Source organism: Sphingobium sp. WTD-1, from assembly GCF_030128825.1.
In the GTDB taxonomy this organism is placed as follows: Bacteria; Pseudomonadota; Alphaproteobacteria; order Sphingomonadales; family Sphingomonadaceae; genus Sphingobium.
On the sequence record NZ_CP119128.1, the window covers coordinates 428,601 to 449,985 of the forward strand.

Annotated in this window: 21 protein-coding genes; 7 read left to right on the forward strand and 14 right to left on the reverse strand. The window is 64.8% G+C overall.

All coding sequences use genetic code 11. The annotated features are described in order from the left end of the window. Nucleotides 1-24: 24 nt before the first annotated feature. From N6H05_RS27290 to N6H05_RS27325, 8 genes are all read right to left on the reverse strand, one after another. On the reverse strand, nucleotides 25-402 hold the full coding sequence (locus N6H05_RS27290) for a hypothetical protein (RefSeq protein ID WP_009824022.1): 378 nt from the start codon (nucleotides 400-402) through the stop codon (nucleotides 25-27). Further along, nucleotides 399-887: an SRPBCC domain-containing protein gene (locus N6H05_RS27295; RefSeq protein WP_013849881.1), complete on the reverse strand. Its 489-nt coding sequence runs from the start codon at nucleotides 885-887 to the stop codon at nucleotides 399-401. Before N6H05_RS27295 ends, N6H05_RS27290 begins: the two co-directional genes overlap by 4 nt. Before the next feature lie 53 nt (nucleotides 888-940). Then, nucleotides 941-4,186 (reverse strand): efflux RND transporter permease subunit, encoded by a 3,246-nt coding sequence (locus tag N6H05_RS27300; protein ID WP_004212878.1) that lies wholly within the window; start codon nucleotides 4,184-4,186, stop codon nucleotides 941-943. A 3-nt stretch (nucleotides 4,187-4,189) separates the two neighbouring features. Next, the gene (locus N6H05_RS27305) at nucleotides 4,190-5,368 is read right to left on the reverse strand and encodes an efflux RND transporter periplasmic adaptor subunit (protein ID WP_004212877.1); all 1,179 of its coding nucleotides are present in this window, start codon (nucleotides 5,366-5,368) and stop codon (nucleotides 4,190-4,192) included. Then, nucleotides 5,368-6,645, reverse strand: coding sequence for a TolC family protein (locus tag N6H05_RS27310; protein ID WP_004212875.1), 1,278 nt, complete (start codon nucleotides 6,643-6,645; stop codon nucleotides 5,368-5,370). The genes N6H05_RS27305 and N6H05_RS27310 overlap by 1 nt, the downstream gene beginning before the upstream one ends. A gap of 60 nt (nucleotides 6,646-6,705) precedes the next feature. After that, a complete protein-coding gene (locus N6H05_RS27315; RefSeq protein ID WP_007406840.1) occupies nucleotides 6,706-7,002 on the reverse strand; it encodes a hypothetical protein in 297 nt (98 codons plus the stop codon). Between the two features lie 73 nt (nucleotides 7,003-7,075). After that, nucleotides 7,076-9,043, reverse strand: a complete 1,968-nt coding sequence (locus tag N6H05_RS27320) for a cytochrome c/FTR1 family iron permease (protein WP_004212871.1) — start codon at nucleotides 9,041-9,043, stop codon at nucleotides 7,076-7,078. Next, nucleotides 9,043-9,669 (reverse strand): cation efflux transmembrane domain-containing protein, encoded by a 627-nt coding sequence (locus N6H05_RS27325; RefSeq protein WP_004212870.1) that lies wholly within the window; start codon nucleotides 9,667-9,669, stop codon nucleotides 9,043-9,045. Before N6H05_RS27325 ends, N6H05_RS27320 begins: the two co-directional genes overlap by 1 nt. A 75-nt stretch (nucleotides 9,670-9,744) precedes the next feature. Between N6H05_RS27325 and N6H05_RS27330 the strand changes: the two genes are divergently transcribed. Further along, nucleotides 9,745-10,164, forward strand: coding sequence for a MerR family transcriptional regulator (locus N6H05_RS27330; RefSeq protein ID WP_007406847.1), 420 nt, complete (start codon nucleotides 9,745-9,747; stop codon nucleotides 10,162-10,164). Here N6H05_RS27330 and N6H05_RS27335 read toward each other — a convergent pair. Both N6H05_RS27335 and N6H05_RS27340 read right to left on the reverse strand, forming a co-directional pair. Further along, on the reverse strand, nucleotides 10,158-11,360 hold the full coding sequence (locus N6H05_RS27335) for an aspartyl protease family protein (protein ID WP_013039112.1): 1,203 nt from the start codon (nucleotides 11,358-11,360) through the stop codon (nucleotides 10,158-10,160). The genes N6H05_RS27330 and N6H05_RS27335 overlap by 7 nt on opposite strands. 289 nt (nucleotides 11,361-11,649) lie before the next feature. Then, complete coding sequence (locus N6H05_RS27340; RefSeq protein ID WP_021224432.1) at nucleotides 11,650-12,222, reverse strand: recombinase family protein; 573 nt, start codon at nucleotides 12,220-12,222, stop codon at nucleotides 11,650-11,652. A 191-nt stretch (nucleotides 12,223-12,413) separates the two neighbouring features. Between N6H05_RS27340 and N6H05_RS27345 the strand changes: the two genes are divergently transcribed. Genes N6H05_RS27345 through N6H05_RS27355 form a run of 3 tightly spaced genes read left to right on the forward strand, consistent with a single transcriptional unit; the run spans nucleotide 12,414 to nucleotide 14,618 of the window. After that, nucleotides 12,414-12,944 carry a helix-turn-helix domain-containing protein gene (locus tag N6H05_RS27345; protein WP_226018256.1) on the forward strand — a complete coding sequence of 177 codons (531 nt, stop codon included), beginning with the start codon at nucleotides 12,414-12,416 and terminating at the stop codon, nucleotides 12,942-12,944. Further along, nucleotides 12,929-13,813, forward strand: coding sequence for a TnsB C-terminal domain-containing protein (locus N6H05_RS27350; RefSeq protein ID WP_226018257.1), 885 nt, complete (start codon nucleotides 12,929-12,931; stop codon nucleotides 13,811-13,813). Before N6H05_RS27345 ends, N6H05_RS27350 begins: the two co-directional genes overlap by 16 nt. Next, nucleotides 13,740-14,618 carry an AAA family ATPase gene (locus N6H05_RS27355; RefSeq protein WP_009824028.1) on the forward strand — a complete coding sequence of 293 codons (879 nt, stop codon included), beginning with the start codon at nucleotides 13,740-13,742 and terminating at the stop codon, nucleotides 14,616-14,618. The genes N6H05_RS27350 and N6H05_RS27355 overlap by 74 nt, the downstream gene beginning before the upstream one ends. A 314-nt stretch (nucleotides 14,619-14,932) precedes the next feature. Here N6H05_RS27355 and N6H05_RS27360 read toward each other — a convergent pair whose 3' ends face one another. Then, nucleotides 14,933-16,171 (reverse strand): site-specific integrase, encoded by a 1,239-nt coding sequence (locus tag N6H05_RS27360; protein ID WP_039335349.1) that lies wholly within the window; start codon nucleotides 16,169-16,171, stop codon nucleotides 14,933-14,935. A 146-nt stretch (nucleotides 16,172-16,317) separates the two neighbouring features. Between N6H05_RS27360 and N6H05_RS27365 the strand changes: the two genes are divergently transcribed. From N6H05_RS27365 to N6H05_RS27375, 3 genes are all read left to right on the forward strand, one after another. Continuing rightward, complete coding sequence (locus N6H05_RS27365; protein WP_284114386.1) at nucleotides 16,318-17,484, forward strand: hypothetical protein; 1,167 nt, start codon at nucleotides 16,318-16,320, stop codon at nucleotides 17,482-17,484. Between the two features lie 96 nt (nucleotides 17,485-17,580). Further along, complete coding sequence (locus N6H05_RS27370; RefSeq protein ID WP_017183655.1) at nucleotides 17,581-17,979, forward strand: antitoxin Xre-like helix-turn-helix domain-containing protein; 399 nt, start codon at nucleotides 17,581-17,583, stop codon at nucleotides 17,977-17,979. After that, a complete protein-coding gene (locus tag N6H05_RS27375) occupies nucleotides 17,979-18,662 on the forward strand; it encodes an RES family NAD+ phosphorylase (protein WP_284114387.1) in 684 nt (227 codons plus the stop codon). Before N6H05_RS27370 ends, N6H05_RS27375 begins: the two co-directional genes overlap by 1 nt. Nucleotides 18,663-18,706: 44 nt before the next feature. Here the strand turns inward: N6H05_RS27375 and N6H05_RS27380 are convergent, their stop codons facing one another. The 3 genes from N6H05_RS27380 to N6H05_RS27390 all read right to left on the reverse strand — a co-directional run bounded on the left by N6H05_RS27380 (nucleotide 18,707) and on the right by N6H05_RS27390 (nucleotide 21,385). Then, entirely contained in the window at nucleotides 18,707-19,057 is a 351-nt protein-coding gene (locus tag N6H05_RS27380; protein WP_017183653.1) for a hypothetical protein, read from the reverse strand. A gap of 64 nt (nucleotides 19,058-19,121) precedes the next feature. After that, a complete protein-coding gene (locus N6H05_RS27385) occupies nucleotides 19,122-20,135 on the reverse strand; it encodes a ParB/RepB/Spo0J family partition protein (RefSeq protein ID WP_284114506.1) in 1,014 nt (337 codons plus the stop codon). A 47-nt stretch (nucleotides 20,136-20,182) separates the two neighbouring features. After that, a complete protein-coding gene (locus N6H05_RS27390) occupies nucleotides 20,183-21,385 on the reverse strand; it encodes an AAA family ATPase (RefSeq protein ID WP_103000448.1) in 1,203 nt (400 codons plus the stop codon).

Sequence of the window (21,385 nt, forward strand, 5' to 3'; positions counted from 1 at the left end):
TGTGGCGTTCGAAGGCAGGGCAGTTCATCGCGTGCCTTCCTGCTCGCAGATCCGGGTACGGCCATCGCCTTCCACGATGGTGAGCTGCGACCCCTTGAAGGTCGCGGTGGCTGTTTCGCCGACATATTGCAGGCCCTGCGCTGGCGCGGTCAGCATCATCGGCGGTCCCCCGTTGGAGCGCCGCAAATCGATCTGCAGGCCGTTGTCCTTGTAATCGACGAACAGCGGTTCCCCGTCGGAACAGCGATATCTATGCCGCCCCATTTCCCCGGTCGCCACGGCGCTGTCGGACGAATGGATCTGCTGCTCCGTTGGCGGGGCTGGCGGCTTTCTTTCCGAGCACGCCGCGAGCCCGACAACGAGGATGACGGCGGGCAGCACCCGCTTACAGTGCATCATCATCGCGCCTTCCTCCTGCAGCGGAAGGGGACGCGCTGACGATTGATAGCCCGGGCAGGCTGACCTACCCGCCAGCGGAGATAGGTTGCGAGGCGATCGTCAGATTCGACCATCAGGGATCGCAGGCGGCGCAACATCATCGCCGCGAACGGCAGGGAGAGCGCCCCGCGCAGCGTGCAGCTATGCGTTAGCCTGGTGCCGCCATCGTCCCCCGCCAGCTCGTACCGCTCTTCGAGCGTGAACAGATAGGGGATGCCGCAGGACCAAGCGAAGGCGTGCGGTTTATCGAATCGATCAATCCGTGCTGGCGTCCGAATTGGCCGGGTGATGCCCTGGATCGCAAAGGTGCATTCTGTGTCGCCGAGCCGGGACGGATCATCGAGAAATACGAGCGGACTCCACGCCCGGCGATGATCCGGATCGGTGAGTGCCGACCAGATGCGCAGTGGCCCGCCGTGAAGCATCGAGCTGGTTATGGTGCGAGGCATATCCCCATCTCCCAGAGATGGGCGGGGCGATCGCGGATCGCCCCGCCCATCCATCAGGCCAAGTTGTTCACGAAGGTCTGACCGTGGTCGTCCCCTTCATGCTCCTCATTGTAGTGCTCGGGTTTCTCGATCACTTTCTGCCCGAACCGGGCATAGAGTGTCGGCAGCACGAACAGCGTAAGAAGCGTCGCCGAGATCAGACCGCCGATGACGACCGTCGCCAAAGGCTTTTGAACCTCTGCGCCGGCGCCTTCGCCCAGCGCCATCGGCACGAAGCCGAGGCTGGCGACTAGCGCGGTCATGATGACGGGTCGCAGACGCTGCATCGCGCCAACATGCGCGGCTTCCTCGCGGCTCATCCCTGATCGGATCAGATCTTGGATCGAGCTGACCATGACGAGGCCGTTGAGGACCGCGATGCCCGAGAGGGCGATGAAGCCCACTGCCGCCGAGATCGAGAAGTCCATGCCCCGCAGGAACAGCAACAGGACGCCGCCCACCAGCGCGAAAGGCACGCCGGTGAACACGATCGCGGCGTCGCGGACCGATCCCAACGCCCCGTAGAGGAGCAGCAGGATCAAAATGAAGCAAGCCGGAATGACCAGCTTCAGCCGTTCGCTTGCCGATTGGAGGTTCTCGAACTGGCCGCCCCATTCGAGATAGGTGCCGGCAGGCAGCCGGAGTTGGCTGCCGATCGCCGCCTGCGCATCCGCCACGACGGATCCGACGTCGCGGCCACGCACGTTGGCTTGCACCACCACGCGCCGCTTGCCGTTCTCGCGGCTGATCTGGTTCGGACCATCGACCACCTTGATCTCGGCGACGCTGGACAGCGGTACATAGCCGCCGCCTGCCACCGGCACCTGCACCTGTTGGAGCAGGCCGATGTCGGCACGCTGCGCCTCCGACAGGCGGATCACCACGGGGAAGCGACGGTCGCCCTCGAAGATCTGGCCCGATGTTCGCCCGCCGATCGTCGCAGTCACGGTGTCCTGCACATCCTGAGCCGTAACGCCCAACCGCGCCATCGCGTCGCGGTTGACGCGAATGTCGAGCATGGGAAGACCGGTCGTCTGCTCCACCTTCACGTCCGCTGCGCCTTGCGTTCTGCGCAGCACCGCCGCGATTTGCTCGGCCGTCCGGTTCATCTGGTTGAAGTCGTCCCCGAACACCTTCACCGCGATGTCGCCGCGCACGCCGGCGATCAGCTCGTTGAAGCGCATCTGGATGGGCTGGGTGATCTCGTAGGCATTTCCCGGAATCTTCGCGAGATTACCCTCGATCCGGCTGACCAGCTCCTCCTTGGGAAGCTCAGGATCCGGCCAATCCTTGCGCGGCTTCAGGATGACGAACATGTCGGTCGCGTTCGGCGGCATCGGGTCGGCCGCCAGCTCGGCGGTGCCCGTCTTGGAATAGACGAATTGCACCTCCGGCTGCTTCGACATCATCCGCTCGATCGGCACCTGCATCGCCTGGCTCTGCTGGACCGACGTTGCCGGAATGCGGAGCGACTGGATCAGCAAATCGCCTTCGTCGAGCTGCGGCAGGAACACCGAGCCGAGCGTAGTGAAAGCAAGCGCCGCCACCACAAGGCTTCCCACACCCGCACCGATCGTCAGCGTCGGGCGCTTCATGGCCCGGTCGAGACCGGGTTCGTAGCGCTTCTTCAGCCACGTGATGATGCGGCCGTCCTTCTCCTCGACCTTCTTCGACAGCCAGATCGCAATCATCGCCGGCACGAAGGTGAGAGAGAGGATGAAGGCGAAGGCGAGCGCGATGATGACGGTCAGCGCCATCGGTCCGAACGTTTTACCCTCCACGCCGGTCAGCGTGAGCAGCGGTACGTAGACGAGGATGATGATTGCCTGCCCGTACACAGAGGGACGGATCATCTCACGCGCAGCGGCTGCCACGGTCGCGAGCCGTTCCTTGACGCTGAGCAATCGGCCTTCATGATGCTGTTGCTCGGCAAGCCGGCGCAGCGCGTTTTCGACAATGATGACGGCGCCGTCGACGATCAGACCGAAGTCCAAAGCCCCAAGGCTCATCAGATTGGCCGAGACCCCAGCGCGCAGCATACCAAAGCCTGTCAGCATCATGGTGATCGGGATGACCAACGCCGCGATCAGGGCCGCACGGAAGTTGCCGAGCAGCAGGAAGAGCACGACGATGACCAGCACCGCGCCTTCGGACAGGTTTTTCGCGACCGTCTTGATCGTCGAATTGACCAGCTCGGTGCGGTTCAGCACCGGCTGAATTACGACGTCAGGAGGCAGCGAAGCGTTGATCGTCTTCAGTTTCTCAGCGACCGCGGTCGACACGATGCGGCTGTTCTCGCCGATCCGCATGATCGCCGTGCCGACGACGACTTCGGTACCGTTCTCCGATGCCGAACCCATGCGGATCGCCTGACCCGTCTTCACAGTCGCAACTTGTTCGACCGTGATCGGCACGCCGTTACGTGTCGCGATCACGGTCCTGGCCAACTCGCTGGCATTGCGAACGAGCGCATCCGAGCGAACAGCCAGACCTTCGCCATTGCGATTGACGAAGCCACCGCCGACGCTGGTGTTATTGCGCTCCAGCGCATTTCCCAGGTCCGTCAGCGTGATGCCGAGCGAGGCCAGCTTCTGCACGTCGGGCACGACGAGGAACTGCTTGGCGTAACCGCCAATCGAGTCGACACCGGCGAGGCCCGGTGTGGTCTTCAGAAGCGGCGTCACGATCCAGTCCTGCGCGGTGCGCAGGTAGGTCGCCTTGTCCTCTTCGGTCGTCAGTCGCTCGCCCTCTGGCGTGATGTAGCTGCCATCGGGCTGTTGGCCCGGTTCACCGGGCTTGTGCTTGTCGTCCTCGCGATGATCGAGACGAACGGTGTACATGTACACCTCGCCCAGGCCTGTCGCGATCGGACCCATTTCAGGGTTCACGCCGTCGGGCAGATTCTCTTGCACGCCCCGCAGACGCTCGCCCACCTGCTGGCGGGCGAAATAGATGTCCGTCGCGTCCGAAAAGACCGCCGTGATCTGCGCGAAGCCGTTGCGGCTCAACGAGCGCGTATATTCCAGGCCGGGGGTGCCGGCGAGCGCGGTTTCGATTGGAAACGACACCTGCTTCTCGACCAGCTCGGGCGAGAGGGCAGGCGCGCGGACGTTGATCTGGACCTGATTGTTGGTGATGTCCGGCACCGCGTCGATCGGTAGCCGGTAGAGGGAAAAGGCGCCGATGGCGGCGACGATGACGGTGAGGAGCAGGACTAGCCAGCGCTTCTCGACCGCCCAGGTTACGATACGGGCGATCATGGCTTAATCCTCGTGGCTCGCTTCGCCCTTGCCGATCTCGGCCTTGAGCGTGAAACTTCCGGTGGTGGCGATCTGTTCGTTGCCGGTCAGGCCCGACCGGACGATCACCGTGTCGCCCGACGCATCGCCGAGCTGGACCGGGGTCGCCTTGAAGCCGGTGGGCGTGCGCACGAACACGACCGACTTGCCCTCGAAACTCTGGACCGCCGTCGTCGGCACGCGGACCGCCCCGCTCCCGCCGCTGCCCGTGAGCTGCACGGCTGCCGTCACAGGCTCGCCGACCCGCCATTCGCCACCGCGATTGTCGAGGGTGGCGAGCGCAGGCACGAGCCGCGTCTGCGGATCAAGCGCCGGCGACACGAAGGTCACGCGGGCGGTCGCCTGACGGCCTGCCGCCTTCACCAGCACCGTATTGCCGGGACGCACCCGGCCCGCATCCTCGGGCTTGAGATTAAGCGCGATCGACACCTGGCTCAGGTTGGCGATGCGATAGAGTTCGGCATCCGCCGCGACCGTTTGTCCCAGCGTCACGGGGCGCGCAATGATCTGGCCCGAGATCGGCGCGGCAATGCCGAGCCGGTTGAGCCCGCCGCCGCCGACACCCGCCGCCGAAACCATGCTCTGCGCCTGCGTCAGGGCGATCCGCGCCTCCGTCGCCGCTGTGCGGGCGGCGATCAGATCCTGTTCAGGGGAGACTCTCTGCGCGAACAGCCGCTGTTCGCGCGCGAGGTTCGAATTAGCGAGCTGAAGCCGCGCCCGCGCCGCCTCGACCTCGCCCTTGATCTGCGCCGCCTCGCGGCTTTCGATGACCGCAATGGTCTGGCCGCGTCCGACCGATTGGCCGAGGTTACGGGTGAGCGCGACCACGCGTCCCGCAATTGCGGCCGAGACGACCTGCGTTCCCTGTGGGTCGCCCTCGATGATCGCGGGCAGCTCGATCGTCCCGGCCCCGCCGATGATCGGCCGTCCGACCTGGACGCCCGCTGTGGCGATCTGGTCGGCACCCAATGTGACGACGCCTTCACCGGCATGACCGCCTTCAGCACCGCCCTTTTCCGTGCCCGCTGCCGTCTCATTGGCAGCTGCGCCTTCGGCAGTTGCCTCGTTTCCGCCATCCTTGCCGCCGCAGGCAGCCAAGAGCAGGGCGAGCGACGCCGCGCCCGCGAGATAAAAGCTCTTCATCACTGATTCCCCCCATTGGGCGCACGAGCGGTCAGTCGCTCCACTTGCGCGCGGGCATTCTGGTAATTGGCAAGCGCGTCGATCGCGGCGACCCGCGTTTCGGCGAGCGTGCGTTCAGCATCGAGCAATTCGAGCTGGCCGAACTTGCCCTCGCGATAGCCGATCCGCGCGATGCGGGCGGCCTCCTGTGCAGCCGCCAGCGCCGGCCCCGACGCCGCACGAGCCGTCGTTGCGGCATTGGCCGCCTGCGCCTGCGCGTCCGTGATCGCCTGTTCGATGTCGAGCGCGGTCACGCGGCGCTGCGCATCCGCCTGGGTCCGCTGCGCGGTCGCCTGCGCAATCGCGGCGCGACCATTGTTGAACACCGGGATCGGGATCGACACGCTGAACACCGCCGCCATGTCGTTGGTCGCTTCCAGGCGGCGGATCGACGGCCCGACGTTCAGGTCAGGCACGCGATTGGCGCGCGCGAGCCGCACGCCGGCTTCGGCAATGGAGAAATCCGCGTTGGCTGCCGCCAGCGCGAGTGTGCCGGTCGTGTTGACCGGTGCCAACGGCCCATAGACGTTCACACCGGGAAGGCGATCGAGCAGCGTGTCATCGAGCAGGCCGTCGATCGGCCGTCCGATCCGACGCGCCAGATTGGCGCGGGCCGCCTCGGCCAAGCGAAGCTGCCGCTCCACATTGGCGTCGGCATTGATACGCGCGACATCCGCGCGCTGTTGCTCGAGTGGCGATGCCCGCCCTGCCTGCACGCGAACGCTCGCGGCCCGCAGCGCATCGCTGGCGATCCGGGCCTGATCGCGGGCTGTCATTACCCGGCGATCGGCCGCGACCGCTTCGACATAGAGCTGCGTTACCTGAAGCCGGACATCCGCCGCGATGATCGCGGCCTGGATCTCGGCCCGGGACAATTGCGCATTGGCGACCGCGACGCGGGCGCCGCGCTTGCCGCCTAGCTCGATCGGGATCGCAAAGCCGACCGTGGTTTCCGCGCTGCGGACCCCCCGATACGGCCCGGAGCCGATGACATTCTCGACTTGGCCTTGAACCACCGGATTGGGCCGCAAGCCGGCGACTGTGCGACCTGCACGGGCCGCGTCGATTCCAGCTGTCGCCGCTTCCGCAGCAGGGGCCGAACCGCCCGCTGCACTGACCGCTTGGTCAAGCGTGTAGACCGGCGCATCCTGCGCAACAGGCGCGGACGGTCCGACCTGCGCCTGCGCCATCGTGGCGCAAGACGCTGCGGCCAGCATGGCCGCGAGGATACGATTCATGAAAATAGGACTCCTGACGATGATCGACAGGGGCGCGCCAACGCACGCCCAAATCGGACGTCAGGCTTGGGGGGGCCTCAAATGGACCATGCCGGTGCGGCCGTCGAGCGACGCAGAGGCGGAGATTGTCGGCTTGGGCACTGTGAGGACGGGGGTATATTCCATCGTCGTGCGCGCAGGCGCGCCGACGTCGTGTCCGTGACAATAATTGTGATGATGCGGGACATTCTTGTCCGAGTCCGATGGCACCTGATCGATGTCACCGGCGGTATGGACCGTGAACTCAACGCCCGCGATGCTTCCCCCCGCCAGATCGGCGGCATGGGCCATGCCGGAGAAGCTGGTCAGGACCAGCATCAGGCATGTCAGGAAAGGCAAAAAGGCTCGCACTAGCTTGCCTCTATCACGGAAGGGTTTTCATGTCATTGCACTAATTCGAACCAAGGGTCACTGAGCCGGAACCCGAGCGGGATCGGTCGCGCCCGTTCCAGGCGAACCCGACCGCAATGGCGACCGCCATCAGGAGTTGCGCCAGCACCGATTGCCAAGTGGGAAACACGCCGAGCATCGACAGCCGTGGCACGTCCGCGAGCGGTGCGATGTTGATAAGGCCGGCTTCCTGGAGCGCGGCGACGCCTTTACCCGCCAGCACGACGGTCAGGACCGCCATGAGCCAGGAGCTATAGCGGAAGAACTGCGCGATCGGCAGCTTGCGACTGTAGCGAAGCATGGCCCAAGCGATCAGGCTGAGCAGTCCAATCGCCGACCCGGCCCCCGCGAGAAGCATCCCGTTGTCACCTTGCGCCGAAAGCGCGGCATAGAACAGGATCGTCTCGAAGACCTCGCGATAAACTACGACGAACGCCAGCCCGAACAGGAACCAGCCCGACCCGCCCGAGAGCGCCCGCGACATCTTCTCGCGAATATAGCGCTGCCACTGATCGGCCTGCGCCTTGCCGTGCATCCAAATCCCGACCGAGAGCAGCACGACCGCGGCGAACAGCGAGCCAAACCCTTCCGTCAGCTCCCGGCTCGCACCGCTGATCCCGATCGCATAGGTGGCGACCGCCCAGGTGATCCCGCCCGCGATGATCGCGCTGACCCAGCCGCCATGCACGTACCGCAGCGCCTCGCCGCGCTCGGCTTTACGCAGGAACGCGATCATGGCGACAACGATGAGCAGGGCTTCGAGCCCTTCACGCAGCAGGATCGTGAACGCGCCCAGGAACGTGGACGCTTCGGTGGCGGCATCAGGCGCGAGCGCCGCTTCCGCATCGTCGAAAAGGCCGCCCAGTACTGCGACCTTCTCCGCGAGATCATCGGGCGACGCGCCCCGGTCGATCGAGGCGCGGAACTCCCCCATCGCGCCCTCGATTCGACCCATCAGCGTCGCGTCGCGCGCGGTGAGTGTTGGCTCGATCGGCTCGAACCCATCGAGATAGGCCGACAGCGCCAGCTCTTTCGCCATGCGCGCATCGCCGCGCCGCGCAGCCGCCACGCTTTCGGCGAGTTTGGCGCGGGCGACCGCGAGCGAGCCGGGAGCCTGTTGTATCACCTGTTCGGGATGACGACGCAGGAACGCGAGCACTGGGTCAGCCTTGGCGTCGCCGATCGCCGCGCCGAGCGCGGCCGGGGTGAGCGCGACCAGGGTTTTCAGGTCCGGAATGCGCCGGCGAAGGGTCGGGTCGGATTTCCAAAGCCGCTCGCCTTCGCGCGCCTGCGCATCCGTGAAGGCGAAGCTCCCGGCTCGGAATGCTAACGCCCAGCGCTGATCGTTGGGCAGATCGGCGAAGCTCTGCATCGCGGTCCCGTCGATGCCTTGCGTCACCACCTGATAGAGCGCGAACACGCTGCGCTGGCGCGCGCGCTCGGCATCGGTGAAAGCAATCGGGGGCGTAGCGAGCTTGGCGGCGTCAGGGCCACGGCCGTTGCCCGTCATCCCGTGGCAGGACGCGCAGGATTGTCGGAACAGGGCATCGCTGGAGACGAGGTTCGGAGCCTTATCGGGCGCGAGCGGCACCGGGTAGGCGCGCAACAGATCGGCCGCGAGCCCGTGCGCCAATGTTGCCACCTGTTCAGTCGGTCCCTTTTCCGCGATCACCGCCTGGAGGTTGGCAGCCCGCTGGATGAGGGCTTGACGCTCCGGCTTCGCCGGCAGGCCCTGAAGCCGTGTCGAGACCGACGCGGCGAACTCCGTCATCTCGGCATATTCCGACGTGCTCTTGATCCGACCGTTGGCGACCGCGCCGCCATAATCGACGGCCATATAGTCGAGCAGCCGCCATGCGGTTTGCACGTCGCCGGGTTCGGCGATTGCCGCAGCAGGGATCAGCAGCGCCGCGAGCGCGGAGAGCAGCCGCAACGAGAGCATTGCCCGGATCAACGCGAGCAGACGCACTACCGCTCTCCCAATTCGCGCCGAGCGCCAGTGACGATTTCATAAGCGGAGTGGAGGAACAGGAGGGCGATGAGGCCGGCGACGGCGAGGTCCGGCCAGGCGCTTCCTGTCCACGCCACCAGACCGGCCGCGGCGATCACCGCCACGTTGGCGAGCGCGTCGTTGCGGCTGAACAGCCAGATCGCGCGAACATTGGCGTCCCCTTCCCGGAAACGCGCAAGCACCAAGGCGGACACGACATTGATCGCGAGCGCGACAACGCCGATTGTGCCCATCAGTTCGGCATCGGGCGCGGTTGCGTTCAGGGCGCGCCAAATCGCGAAACCGATTACGCCCACGCCAAGCGCACCGAGAAACAACCCCTGCGTCAGCGCGACCTTTGCCCTCGCCCGTGCGGACCAGGCAAGCGCGAGAAGACCGATAAGGCTGATCGACCCGTCCCCGAGAAAATCGAGGGAATCCGCTTTCAGCGCTTGGCTATCGGCGATGAACCCGCCGAACAGCTCGGCGACTCCGAAGCCGAGGTTGAGCACCACGACGGTCAGCAGCGCACGGCGATAGGCCGGATCGGTTTGCGCGCGCGCGGGCTCCCCGTGGCACCCGCAGCTTTCGGTAGAAGCATTCATGCGGCCTTCCTTACCACCTCCAGTCGCTGTAGAAGCAAGCGAAATGTGCGACACGTTCGCATAAGCAAGGATGGCATGATGAAGCCGGTGATGATTGGGCAGCTCGCCAGCGAGACCTCGACGAAGGTGACGACGATCCGCTTTTATGAGTCGATCGGGTTGCTCCGATCCGCCCCTCGCACGGCGTCGGGTCGCAGAACCTACGATGCCAGTGACATTGAGCGTTTGCACTTCATCCGCAACGGTCGCCGGCTTGGCTTCTCCGTCGACGAGATCCGTTCGTTGATGGGGCTGGCGCAGAACCCGGACCAGGATTGTGGTGCCGCCTCAGCTATCGCTGCTCAGCACCTCAAGGATGTGGAGGAGAGACTGGCGCAACTCGCGGTGTTGCGGGATGAGTTGGCAATGCTCAGCCAGAGCTGCACCAAGGCGCGCATGGCCGATTGTCGGATCATGAAGGCGATCGGCAAAGGCCACCCTCAAGCCGATCAATAATAATCGGCCAGCCTGAGCTCGCGCACATCACCCGAGGCCATCGTCAGCTTTACGAGGGTGCCAGCAGGCCGGGAGCGCACTTGCCAGAGCTCCCCACGCGTATAGTTCGCATCGATCGAATGGCCGTTCACCGCCACGATCCGGTCGCCGACCGCCCAGCCAGCCTTTTCCGCGGGACTGTTCGCCGCCACATGAACAACGGTGAGCGCCGTTGGTGAGGCTGCGAGGCCAAGGCCGCTACGGTCCTTCAGCATCGGCAGGCGACGACGAGGACCGAGTGGCCGGAGCCACACGAATCCGGCGGTCACGTCGAACACCACGTCGAATTGAGCGATCAGCGGTAGGCCGACATTGCCAACCGTGCTGGTGGAGAGCCAAGCTCTCATCCCGAGTGTGGGGACGTTCGAGACGCCAAGCCCTTCGATGTTGATGTTCTGGATCGTGAAAGCATCGTTGATACGCACACCATCGACGCCGCCGATCGCCGCGGTCGAGACGAGCTTCCCGTTCAACAGCCCTTGATCGCGGGCATAGGCCGACGAGAGCATCAGCGCGGCCGAGCTGCCAAGATCGATCATCAAGGGCACGGGAGGCAAACCCGAGACGGAAGCTCGAATGAACAGCTCCTGCTTGGCACCGCGCCCGAGCGCGACAGCGCGCCAGTCGGGACCGGCGAGAAACGTGCCTGACTTGACGACCGCCATACGCCTTTTCGCGAAATCGAGCGCGATGCAGCTACCCGTGAACATATCGGCACCGAGGAGGATATCGATCGGTCGTCCGAAGGCCGCCGACACTGAACTCAGATCACCAACGACGGCAAAGGGTAAGCGACGGGTTTCGCGGGCGAGCTGTACGTCGATGTCGCGGACCAGCAGCACCGGGGCCTTGGCGCTCAGCCCGCTAATCATGCGCCGCTCACCATCGTTCAAGCCGAGCTTCGCCGCGAGCGCCGTGCTCATGATCGACGCGCCGCTGCCACTGTCGAGCACCGCCCGCACCGGCACTCCGCGCACTTGTGCCGAAACAAGGAGGGTATCACCCGTGCCGACTTCCAGCGGCTCCCATTCGAGGTGAGCCGCACCGAAGTTCCACGAGCCCGCAGACCGGGAAGTCTGTCGCGCGAGCGTTGGAGAACCGAGCACCAAGCCGGTTCCACAGGCCACCAGCCGCGCCACTAATGAGCGTCGAGACATACCGATTGCTTCAACACGGGCCGTCAAAAAGCCACCTCCAGCCCCCCGTCCGCAGGAGAGCAAATTGCGGTTACATGCTCCAGCCACTGGAGGAGCAAGTGCTTTTGGTGCGCCCGAAAATCCTCAGAAGCGCTTGGAGAACTTTAGATGAAGGATGGTGCAGACCGCTTAGATGCCTTCCCGATAACGAACGGTTCCGGGGGACGCTGGGCCGATCGGGACCGCAAACGGTGTAAACGCTCGCGCTAAGTGGCGGCATTCTGATCGCGCTATTTGTCGGCGAGCGTCGCTACGCGGCTACCGGCTTGGTCTCGGCCGATCGCACATAGGCGTAGAGTTTTGGCTTGGAGATGCCGAGCATCGAGCAAATCTTGGCGATCGGCATCGTGTTCTCGTGGTAGAGCCTGACGGGCAGGTCGCGCTTTTCCTTGCCGAGTGCGGCCGGCCGGCCACCCTTCTTGCCGCGAGCGCGGGCTGCGGTGAGACCGGCCTGGGTCCGCTCGCGGATCAGGTTGCGCTCGAACTCCGCCAATGCCCCGAACAGGTGGAAGGTAAGCTTGCCCGACGTGGTGGTCGTGTCGATCGCCTCGTGCAGGCTCAGCAGCCCGACCTTTTCCTCGTCGAGGTAGGTCATCCATCCGATCAGATCACGGAGCGAGCGGCCGAGCCTGTCGAGGCGCCAGACCACCAGTGTGTCGCCGGCGCGAAGCAGCTCCTTCACCTTTTCCAATCCAGGGCGAGCGGCAGTCGCCCCGGAGGCCTTGTCGGTGATGACCTTCTCGCAGCCGGCAGCCTTCAGCGCATCACGCTGGAGGTCCAGGTTCTGCTCGGCGGTCGATACGCGGGCGTAACCGATTTTCATGCGTAGGGCCGGTGGCGCCCCGATCGGGCGCGGTTTGGGAAGAAAGTCGTCATCGGCAGGTCTATGTTGCCCTAGTTTTCTTTACCGGGTAGATTTACGTCGAACAGGCCGGTTTGGCAACGCGAGCGGACTCGCATGGCGATGGGCAGGCAAATCTCCGTTTTCCTTACCTGCGACACGGACCGTCGGCGGTGACGCATCCGGCGCTTGTCCCGCCGCTGGCGATCGAGCGCTACCGCGTCCTTGAACCGCACCTCGCCGATGGCATCCCGCTCGCGGACCTCGCCCGCACCGGCACGCTGAGCGAGCGGACGTTGCAGCGCTGGCTCGGGCGCTACCGTGCCGAAGGACTTGCCGGTCTCGCGCGTCTGCCGCGCAACGATCGGGGCAGGCTGCACCTGCCGGAACATCTGGTCGAACTGACCCGCACTCTCGCCACCAAGCGCCCGCGACCCCCGGTCGCCGCCATTCACCGAAAGGTGCAGGAACTCGCCATCGCGCATGGACACCGAACCCCCAGCTATGCGGCCGTCGCGCGTGTCGTCAGGGCGATACCGGCAAGCCAGATCGCCGCAGCCTCCGATCCGGCCGTCTACCGCGACCAGCACGAGCTAGTGCATCGGCGCGAAGCCGCGACCTCGAACGAGATGTGGCAGGCCGATCATACCGTTCTCGACATTCTCGTGCTCGATGATGCCGGAACCCGGTGCGTCCTTGGCTGACCGTCATCGTTGACGATCACAGCCGAGCCATCGCCGGTTACTTCCTCAGCCTCGATGCCCCCAGTGCCCTCAACACGGCGCTCGCCTTGCGGCAGGCGATCTGGCGCAAGCCCAATCCCGAATGGATCGTCAGCGGCATTCCCGAACAGCTTTACGTCGACAACGGCTCGGATTTCATCTCCGAGCATATCGAGCAGGCGTGCATCGCCCTCAAAATCCGCCTCATCCATTCGCTGCCGGGGCGTCCTCGCGGGCGCGGCAAGATCGAGCGGCTGTTCCGCACCATCAACGACATGTTCCTGCCCGACCTGCCCGGCCACCTGATCGCGGGCAAGCCGCTGTCGGCGCCAGTGCTCACGCTCGACGAGCTGCGCGCCCGCTTCGAGGCGTTCGTGTGCGGCGTCTATCATCGTCGCCCGCATGGCAGCACCGGCGAACCGCCGATCACGCGCTGGCAGAAGGGCGGGTTCCTGCCCGCAATGCCCGACAGCCTTGAACAGCTCGACATGCTGCTCGTGCACGTGCCCAAGCCCCGTAAAGTGCTGCGCGACGGCATCCGTCTGATGGGCAGGCGCTATGTCGAACCCACGCTCGCGGCCTTCGTCGGCGAGCAGGTCGAGGCGGTCTATGACCCCCGCGACCTGACCGAGATCCACGTCTACCACCAGGGCCGGTTCGTCTGCCGTGCGCTCAGCTCCGAGCACGCTGGGCACCCGTCGTTGCGCGCGATCCAGCGCGCCCGGCGCGGCGCGAAGGAGCGCGACAAGCAGGTGCCTGCCCCCACGGAGACCTTCGATGGCGACCAAGAGGATACGGCTTCCCGGCCCACCACCTACCGAGGGCTCCGGCTCTACGCCGCTGACGATTGAGTTCCTGGTCGAGCAGCCGTTCCTGGCGACCCGCGAACATGCCCGGTTCGTCGAGTTTGCCGAAGCCTGCGCGCACTACCGCTATATCGGCGTGTGTCATGGCCGGCCGGGCGTCGGAAAGACGCGATCGGCGCGCGAGTTTTCCAGCTTCCCCGACCTGGGGGAATATGCCGCGCTCCGTCCCATTGCCGCGCTCCTTGGCGAAAAGGTCGCTCGCTGCCGCGCCGTCTTCTACACCGTGTCGGTCAGCAACACGCCCAAGACGATCGACGCGGTGTTGGGCCTCAACCTCATTAAGCTGGGCTATGCCCGGCTGACGGTCGCGGGCGGCTCGCAGGACGAAATCACCCATGACGCCGCCCGCATCGCCTGCCCCCTCGTCATCGTCGACGAGGCCGACCGCCTGACCATAAAGTCGCTCGAACATCTCCGCGACATGGCCGATCGCCACGGCTTCGGGCTGATCCTGATGGGTATGCCGGGCTTGGAGAAGCGCCTCGCCCGCTATGCCCAGCTCTACTCGCGGATCGGCTTCGTCCACGAGTTCAAACCGCTTACCGAGACCGAAATGCGGCTGCTGCTCGCGACCCACGCCGGCGATTTCGGGATCAGCTTCGACCCGGCCCAACTCGACGCGATCGAAGCGCAGGCAGCCGTGATCCGCATCACGCGCGGCAACTTCCGGCTCATGGAGCGCCTGTTCGCGCAGATGCGGCGGATCATGACCCTCAACCGCGTCGAGGAGGTCACCGCTGACATCGTTCAGGCCGCGCGCGATTGCCTCGTCATCGGACCCGGCAACTGACAAATAGCGCGATCAGAACGCCGCCATTTAGCGCGAGCGTTTACACAGGATAAGATCCATACCGTTTCCGGAACCACTTTCTTGTTTCCTCTTCGAAATTAGACTGTGCTGATGAGTTTGAGCGATGGTGGCTTCGCTCATACACTACGCGCTACCAGGCCCCTGCCCGTTTCTTAGGCTTAACGTTGTAGCTCAAGACCCCGGGGGCTCAGCCTCCCTTCTCCGGTTCTTGCCGCTGCGCAAATCCCTCGATCTACCTGCCGCCGTCGTGTGGTCGCACGGCATCATCCAAAGACCTATTTAGGCCGTCATGACTAGCCAATCTTCGCCATAAGGCGCCCCGCCGCCCCCTGCTCTGCCGCGAGATTGCGATTATAAGCGAGCGGCATCCGCGGCGACTTCCACCGCAGCGCGTCCATGATGCCGGCCAAATCCTCCCCGCTGGCGAACAGGTCCTGATTGAGCCCGATCCGCGTCGAGTGCGCACTGATCCCCTTCAGCAACCGCGCCAGATCGTCCGCCGTCAAATCGGGCAGCGCGCCACGGTCGAACGCGCGGCCGATGATCGACCGAAAGATTGGTCCGATCGAGCCCGGGTGCAGCGCCACGGCGCCGATGTCATACTCGACCCGCGCCTTCACAGCGGGCTTGGACAGCGTCTTGCGCAGATCCCAAGTCTCACGGCCCGAGATGCTGTCGATCGAACGACCCTTCACAGCCGCCCGCGCTTTGTAGCGCCGTACCTGCACCCGCCGGAACAACGGCCCCGCGTCGATCCCAGCGGCCTCTCTCCACGCCGCGACAGCCCGCACAGAGCGGGGCGACAAATAGGCTGTGGCTCCCTCGCCCTCCTGATCGCCTTTGCTTCGCGCGATGGCGAGGAGGCGCGCTTCGGGATCAAGCGCCTCGAGAATGTCATTGATGCTGATTGCGACGAGCTCCGATGCACGGAGCCCCGTGTCATAGGCCACCGACAACAGGGCTCGGTCCCGCAGGCCTGGCAGATCGCCCGCGCACGCCTCCAGCAAAGCTCGCACATTCAGTCCGCGAGGACTGTCGCGCTCCACGTCTCGCACTGGCCCCTTGAAGCGCAAGGGACGCGCCTGAGCCTGCGCGGTGCCCTTCTCGCGCCGGATCGCGCGTAGCCGCAGCTTCACGAGATCAGCCTGGGTGGGATCCTTGAGATCAAGCAGCTGATGGATCTTGGCGATCGACGCCTTGTAGCGGCCAAGCGAGGCGGGCTTGGCCCCCTGCCCTGCCCGCGCGTCGAGATAGTCGGCGACGATCTCGGGCGTGGCCGGCAGTGCAATCCGGTTGTTGCGCCTACACCACGCATCGAACGCCTCGACGTCGGACTTGAGCGCACGGATGCTATGGGGCGATGAAGCGGCCTGATAGGCGGCGATCAGGCCCTCGTTGACGGTGATGCGCTCGCCGGCGCGCATCTGCACGATCGTCCACGCAAGGTCGGCCGGCGCCCTGACGGCCGGCAGGACAGCCTCAGGCGGCGCTACGGGGATTTCTGGCCCTTCCCGGGCGGTTTCGGTGCTCACGACGCGCCTCGCTCCTCAGCCGCGCTTGTAGCCCACCTTATAAAGAACGGTCAAATCTGCTTATGTGATAACTGCAATTATCACATGTTGATTTACCAACCATCCGAGCAGTTGTGCAGTGTTTTGACATTCACTACACATTCGGCATGGAGCGCTTCCATCCCCTCGCCGCCGACACCGACGCCCCACCCGAAGAGCTGGCGCTCGCGCAAGGCGAATGCGCGCTGGCGCTCGGCCGGCTCGACGGGCTCCTCACCGGCCTCACCGATACCGAGAAGCGGCTGTTCTGCGTAGGGCTGCTGCGCGAGGTGCTCCTCTCGGCCTTGGCGCAGGCGGGATTTGCTGACGCCGAACACCGGTTCAACGCCTGGTTCGCCGGGCTCGATCGCGGCCCCCAAGAGACGCCCCTCACCGCCTGCTCCGCCTATGCCGTGGTCCGCGCCCTTCTGGGCGAACTCAGCCATCATCCGTGGGAACCGCTTGCCGACGCCGCGCAGACCATCGCTCTGGCCGCTCGCTTCGGGGCCGATCGCCCGATCCAAGCCGAAGATGCGCTGGCGGAGGAGGCGATCGGCAGAGCGATCACGCTGGTGAAACAGGCCGGCGCGGATGACGAGACCCCCCTGCCCTTCGCGCGTCTGGGCCACCTGTACGCGCTGCTGCGCGCCGATCCGCTGTTCGCGCTGCTGGAGCGCACCGTGCACATCCGTTCGCTTGGGAACCGCGCGGTGGCGATCGAGCAGGCCGCCCCGCGCACACCGCTCTGGGCGGTCGATGCCTCGCTGGGGCGGCTGCTGACCGCGTGCGGCGCGTGGCAGCTTGCCCTCCCCTGCCCCGGCGCGGTGACCGCCGAAACGCTTCAGCCGCAGCTCTGGCCGGGCGAACGCGCCATTGTCTCAGCGCGGACTCTCCACGCCAGCGCTACCCGGCTTGCAGAGCTGGTCGCGAAAGCGCGACGGCGCGCGGCGCTGATGCGCGAGCAGCTGGGGCACCTGCGCTCGAGCGCGCGGGCACCGCAGGTGTGGATCCTGCTCGCTGGTTTTGCGCCGCTCGGGCTCGATCAGATGACCTCGGCGTTCGGGATCAGCCGGCGCGGCACCTATGCGATCGGCGACGCGCTAGTCACAGCGGGCCTCGCGCGGCGCGCGAGCATCAAGGGCAAGGTTCTGCTGGTCGCCGAAGCGCCGCGAAGGGATCGGTTGTCGGCACCCCTGGACCACGCTCTCGCGCTCCCCCATCCGGCCCTCGCCGAGTTCGACGCGGCGATGGGCGAGATCGACCGGTTGCTCGCCGGCAGTTCTGGCCATCCCTGACGCGGCCTCGCGCGCATTAGGCGTGTATGAAAACTGATCTCCTCTTGACGTTATGTACAGATATCATACATAGACAGAGAAAGAAGGAGATGGCCAATGGCCACAGCTGCACATTCCGGCGTCCCCGCCAAAGCGCCTAGCCGCAAGGATCTGAGCGGTCCGGCGCTGCGCACCTTTTTCCGCATTGCCGACGCCTGGGGCCTTAAGGAAGCCGAGCAGATGAAGCTTCTCGGGCTCGAAAGCCGCTCGACCTTCCAGACCTGGAAGCGCGGCGCCGTCGCGGCGATTCCCAAGGATGCGCTGGAGCGCATCTCCTATGTCATGGGGATCTACAAGGGGCTGAAGATGCTCCTGCCCCGTACCGCCAACGAATGGGTACGCAAACCCAATGAGGCGCCGCTGTTCGCCGGACGCCCGGCGATCGAGCGGATGGCCTCGGGCAATGTCGCCGATCTCTACGTGGTGCGCCAATATATCGACGCGCAGCGCGGCTGATGGATGCTATTGCGACGACGCAAGTGCGGTGGCAACCGTGCTATCGGATCGTCGCAAGCCGGTTCCCGCCCATATCGCTGTTTGAAGACGTAGCGGATCCGGCCGATTTAGAAGCGGTCTATGCGATCGAGGCGATGACCAACGACCGGCTTCGCGACGAGGTCGGGGACCTCGCGCTCGTCCCATCGGAGGACCGCGTATCGGGACCCGGGACATCGGCAATCATGGCAGCCTTCACCCACCTCAATCCAGATGGCAGCCGATTCTGTGACGGCAGTTTCGGGTTGTTCTATGCTGCCAACACCATCGAGACAGCGGTTGCCGAGACGAGCCATCACCGAACCCGCTTCATGGCGTACACCCACGAACCGGCGCAGGAACTCGACATGCGCGTCTACGCGGTCGACTTGGAAGCCATGCTCCACGATATTCGCGGCCTGCGCGATGAACGCCCTGCCCTCTACGCCCCGGACAGTTATGCCGCCGGCCAGGCGCTTGGCCGACACCTGCGTGAGCAAGGTTCGGATGGCATCGTATACCAAAGCGTGCGCGACACCGACGGCGAGTGCGCCGCGGTGTTCCGCCCTCGCCTACTCGCAAACTGCCGACAGGAGCGGCACCTGTGCTACGTTTGGGATGGCCAGGCGATTGTCACCGTCTACGAGAAGAAGACATTCACCTAAAGATCCTGTGGACAAGCTAGCCTTTCGGCATCGAGTGACGCCTGTCAGGAATAGACCCCGGCAGCCATACGATCGAGATCTTCCATGACGATATCGATATCGCCATTCGCAACCAATTCCGCAGCCGTTTTCCCAACTCCAGAAAGGGGTTGATGCTTGAACCAGATAACCGCCTTGCCTTCTTCGCCTGCGAGCTCTGCCGCTCGCGTTATAACTCGGGCTATTTCCTCCAGTTTAATCTGCACGGTCGGGGCGGAGGGATACAGAGTCATGGCCTTACGATCCAGGCGAGCAACGCGAGCCAAATGCGCCATGGAGAAGCGCAGGCGCTCCGCCAGACGACGGGGCGCGATGATCTCATTCTCGCGAATGTCATCCTGGAAGGCTGCAGTCATTGGGCAGTCCATATTCAACATGTGAAGACAAAACTCTCACATCTCAGAACCGCTGAAGATTGTCCTAGCTCCAATGCTGATCGAGCAGGGCTTTCAACGCGGCCTCCGCTTCAGCCCGCGTACCACCGGCATGCGGGAGCAAGGTCAGTTTGAGCCCCTTGCGATCCACCCCCTCCACTTTCAGCAATGGTTTCCCCCCTTCGGACACGATCGTTTCTGGCTTTCCTGACTTCTTGGGGGATCCTGACCTCTTGGGGGGATCGGCGGCCAGAGCGAGAGCGCGTATGATATCGGGAACCGGCATCGGTGCTGCGCGGTCGGACTGCACCTGAGCGAGACGTCCCGCTTCCGCGAACACACGCTGCCGCCGGTCCTCCGGTTTCAAGAGAGGCTTGATCGCGGTGACATGCTTGATCCTGAGATCCTGTGGGATGGCAAAGGCCGCCATCAGTTCTGCCGGCAGTCGGGCAAGGTCGAGATAGCGGCTGAGCCAGCTTTCCGTGACGTTGATCCGCTCGGCCATGACCTTCTGGCGACCTTCATAATAGGCGTCGAGCGCGCGCAGATAATCGCGCGCGCGCTCCAGATCGCTAAGGTCGTCGCGCGCCCGGTTTTCCAGGTCCGCAAGCCGGAAAGCCTCTTCGTCGGTAAGGCTGCGGATATCGACGAGAAAGCGGAAATCCGGATAGTTGTGGGCGCGCAGCCAACTGATCGTCCAATGCCGGCGCGCGCCACAAATCACCTCGAAATCGAAGGCAGGGTCGTCCTTCACGCGGCGAACGATGGCGGGCATTTCCTGTTTACCCTGCGCCTTGATGCTCTCGATGAGATCGGCGCACCGCTCCTCGTTAAGCAGCGCATATTCGCGGTTATGGCCGACCCACATCCGGCAGCGTGCCGGATCAACGAGTTCATGTGTGCGTGAGACGACACTGCCCGTCGCCAATTCGGCAAGTCGGCTTTCTCGACCCGCCAGGACGCTCGCACCGATGCCAGGGCGCCGCGCCGCTGGGGCTTGCGCCCCCGGGTCGATTCCGGCGACCAGATCAGCCGCGAAGTTGGCGTTTTTCTTGCTCATCATCCACCCCTTCTACCCAGAATTGCACCGGTGCAATTTTGCTCGCATCAGGCGAGGCCCTCCTTGCGCAAACGCGCCAGATGGCTGGGCCACATCGACCGGATGTCGACCTCGATTTCACTGTTCACGCCGTCGAGATAGGCGAGGCAGCGGTTGCGCACCGCCGAACTGGTGACAGGTCCGTCAAGCTCATAGACGGTCATTAGCCGCGCCGTCGCATTGTCGATTTCCGCCGAATCCTTGAGCGGTGTGCGCACGATCGCGTGGCCGAAAAGGGTCCGCATCAGGTTCAGCAATTCCTTCTGCATCGACTTGTTCTCGTCAACCTTGGAGGCGACGAAGCGCAGAAACTGCAGCGACGGGGCCAAGCCGCGATCGGCCAGCGTCTCGATGGTCTCGTCGAGCATGGCGAGGAAGGCTGCAGTCGACGAGAAGTCCATCACCGTCGGCGGGACCGGCACGACCAGCGCATTGGCCGCACGCAGCACCGAAAGCGAGATCGCGCCGAGCGCCGGCGGCGGGTCGAGAACGACGACATCGAACCGATCGGCTATGCTCGCAATGCCTTGTGCCATGCGGTCGATCAGGTTCCCCTGCCCGCGCGCCATACGCGCCGCGATTTCATATTCCGACTGGAAGAGCCGCAGATTAGCCGGGACAAGCTCGAGGCCGTCGAAGTGAGTCTTGCGCAGGGCGTAATCGAGCGACTCCATGTCGTCGTGCCGCAGGAACGGATAGAGCGTGTCCTCCTCGGTTAGGTCGAGGTCGGGAACATAGCCGAACAGGGTCGTTGCCGACGCCTGGCTGTCGCAATCTATGAGGGCCACCCGGTAACCCTTGATCGCGAGATATTGGGCCAGATGCACCGACAGGGTCGATTTCCCGACCCCGCCCTTGAAGTTCTGCACCGCGATGACGCAGCAGGGGTCGTTGGCAGCCCGCCAGGGCCGGGTGCCGAACAATCCCCGCATGTCGTTGAGCTGAGCCAGGGTATAACCGACGCGCCGATTATTTTCGGTTCGCGGAGGCGGCGGCAAGCGGCCGTCCTTCTCGGCCTCGCGAATGGCCGCCGCGGTCCGGCCGACCAGTTCGGCCGCTTTACCGATCGGGAAGGTGGGCTCGCGCCGTTCGTCCGCCCGGGCGCTACGCGCAGAGTCGCGAAGCCGCTCGAGAACAGAGCTGGTCCGTTGTGCAAGCGTTGAGACGGACAGCAGATCCTGCGTGCCCTCAATATCGAGTGATGCAGCCAA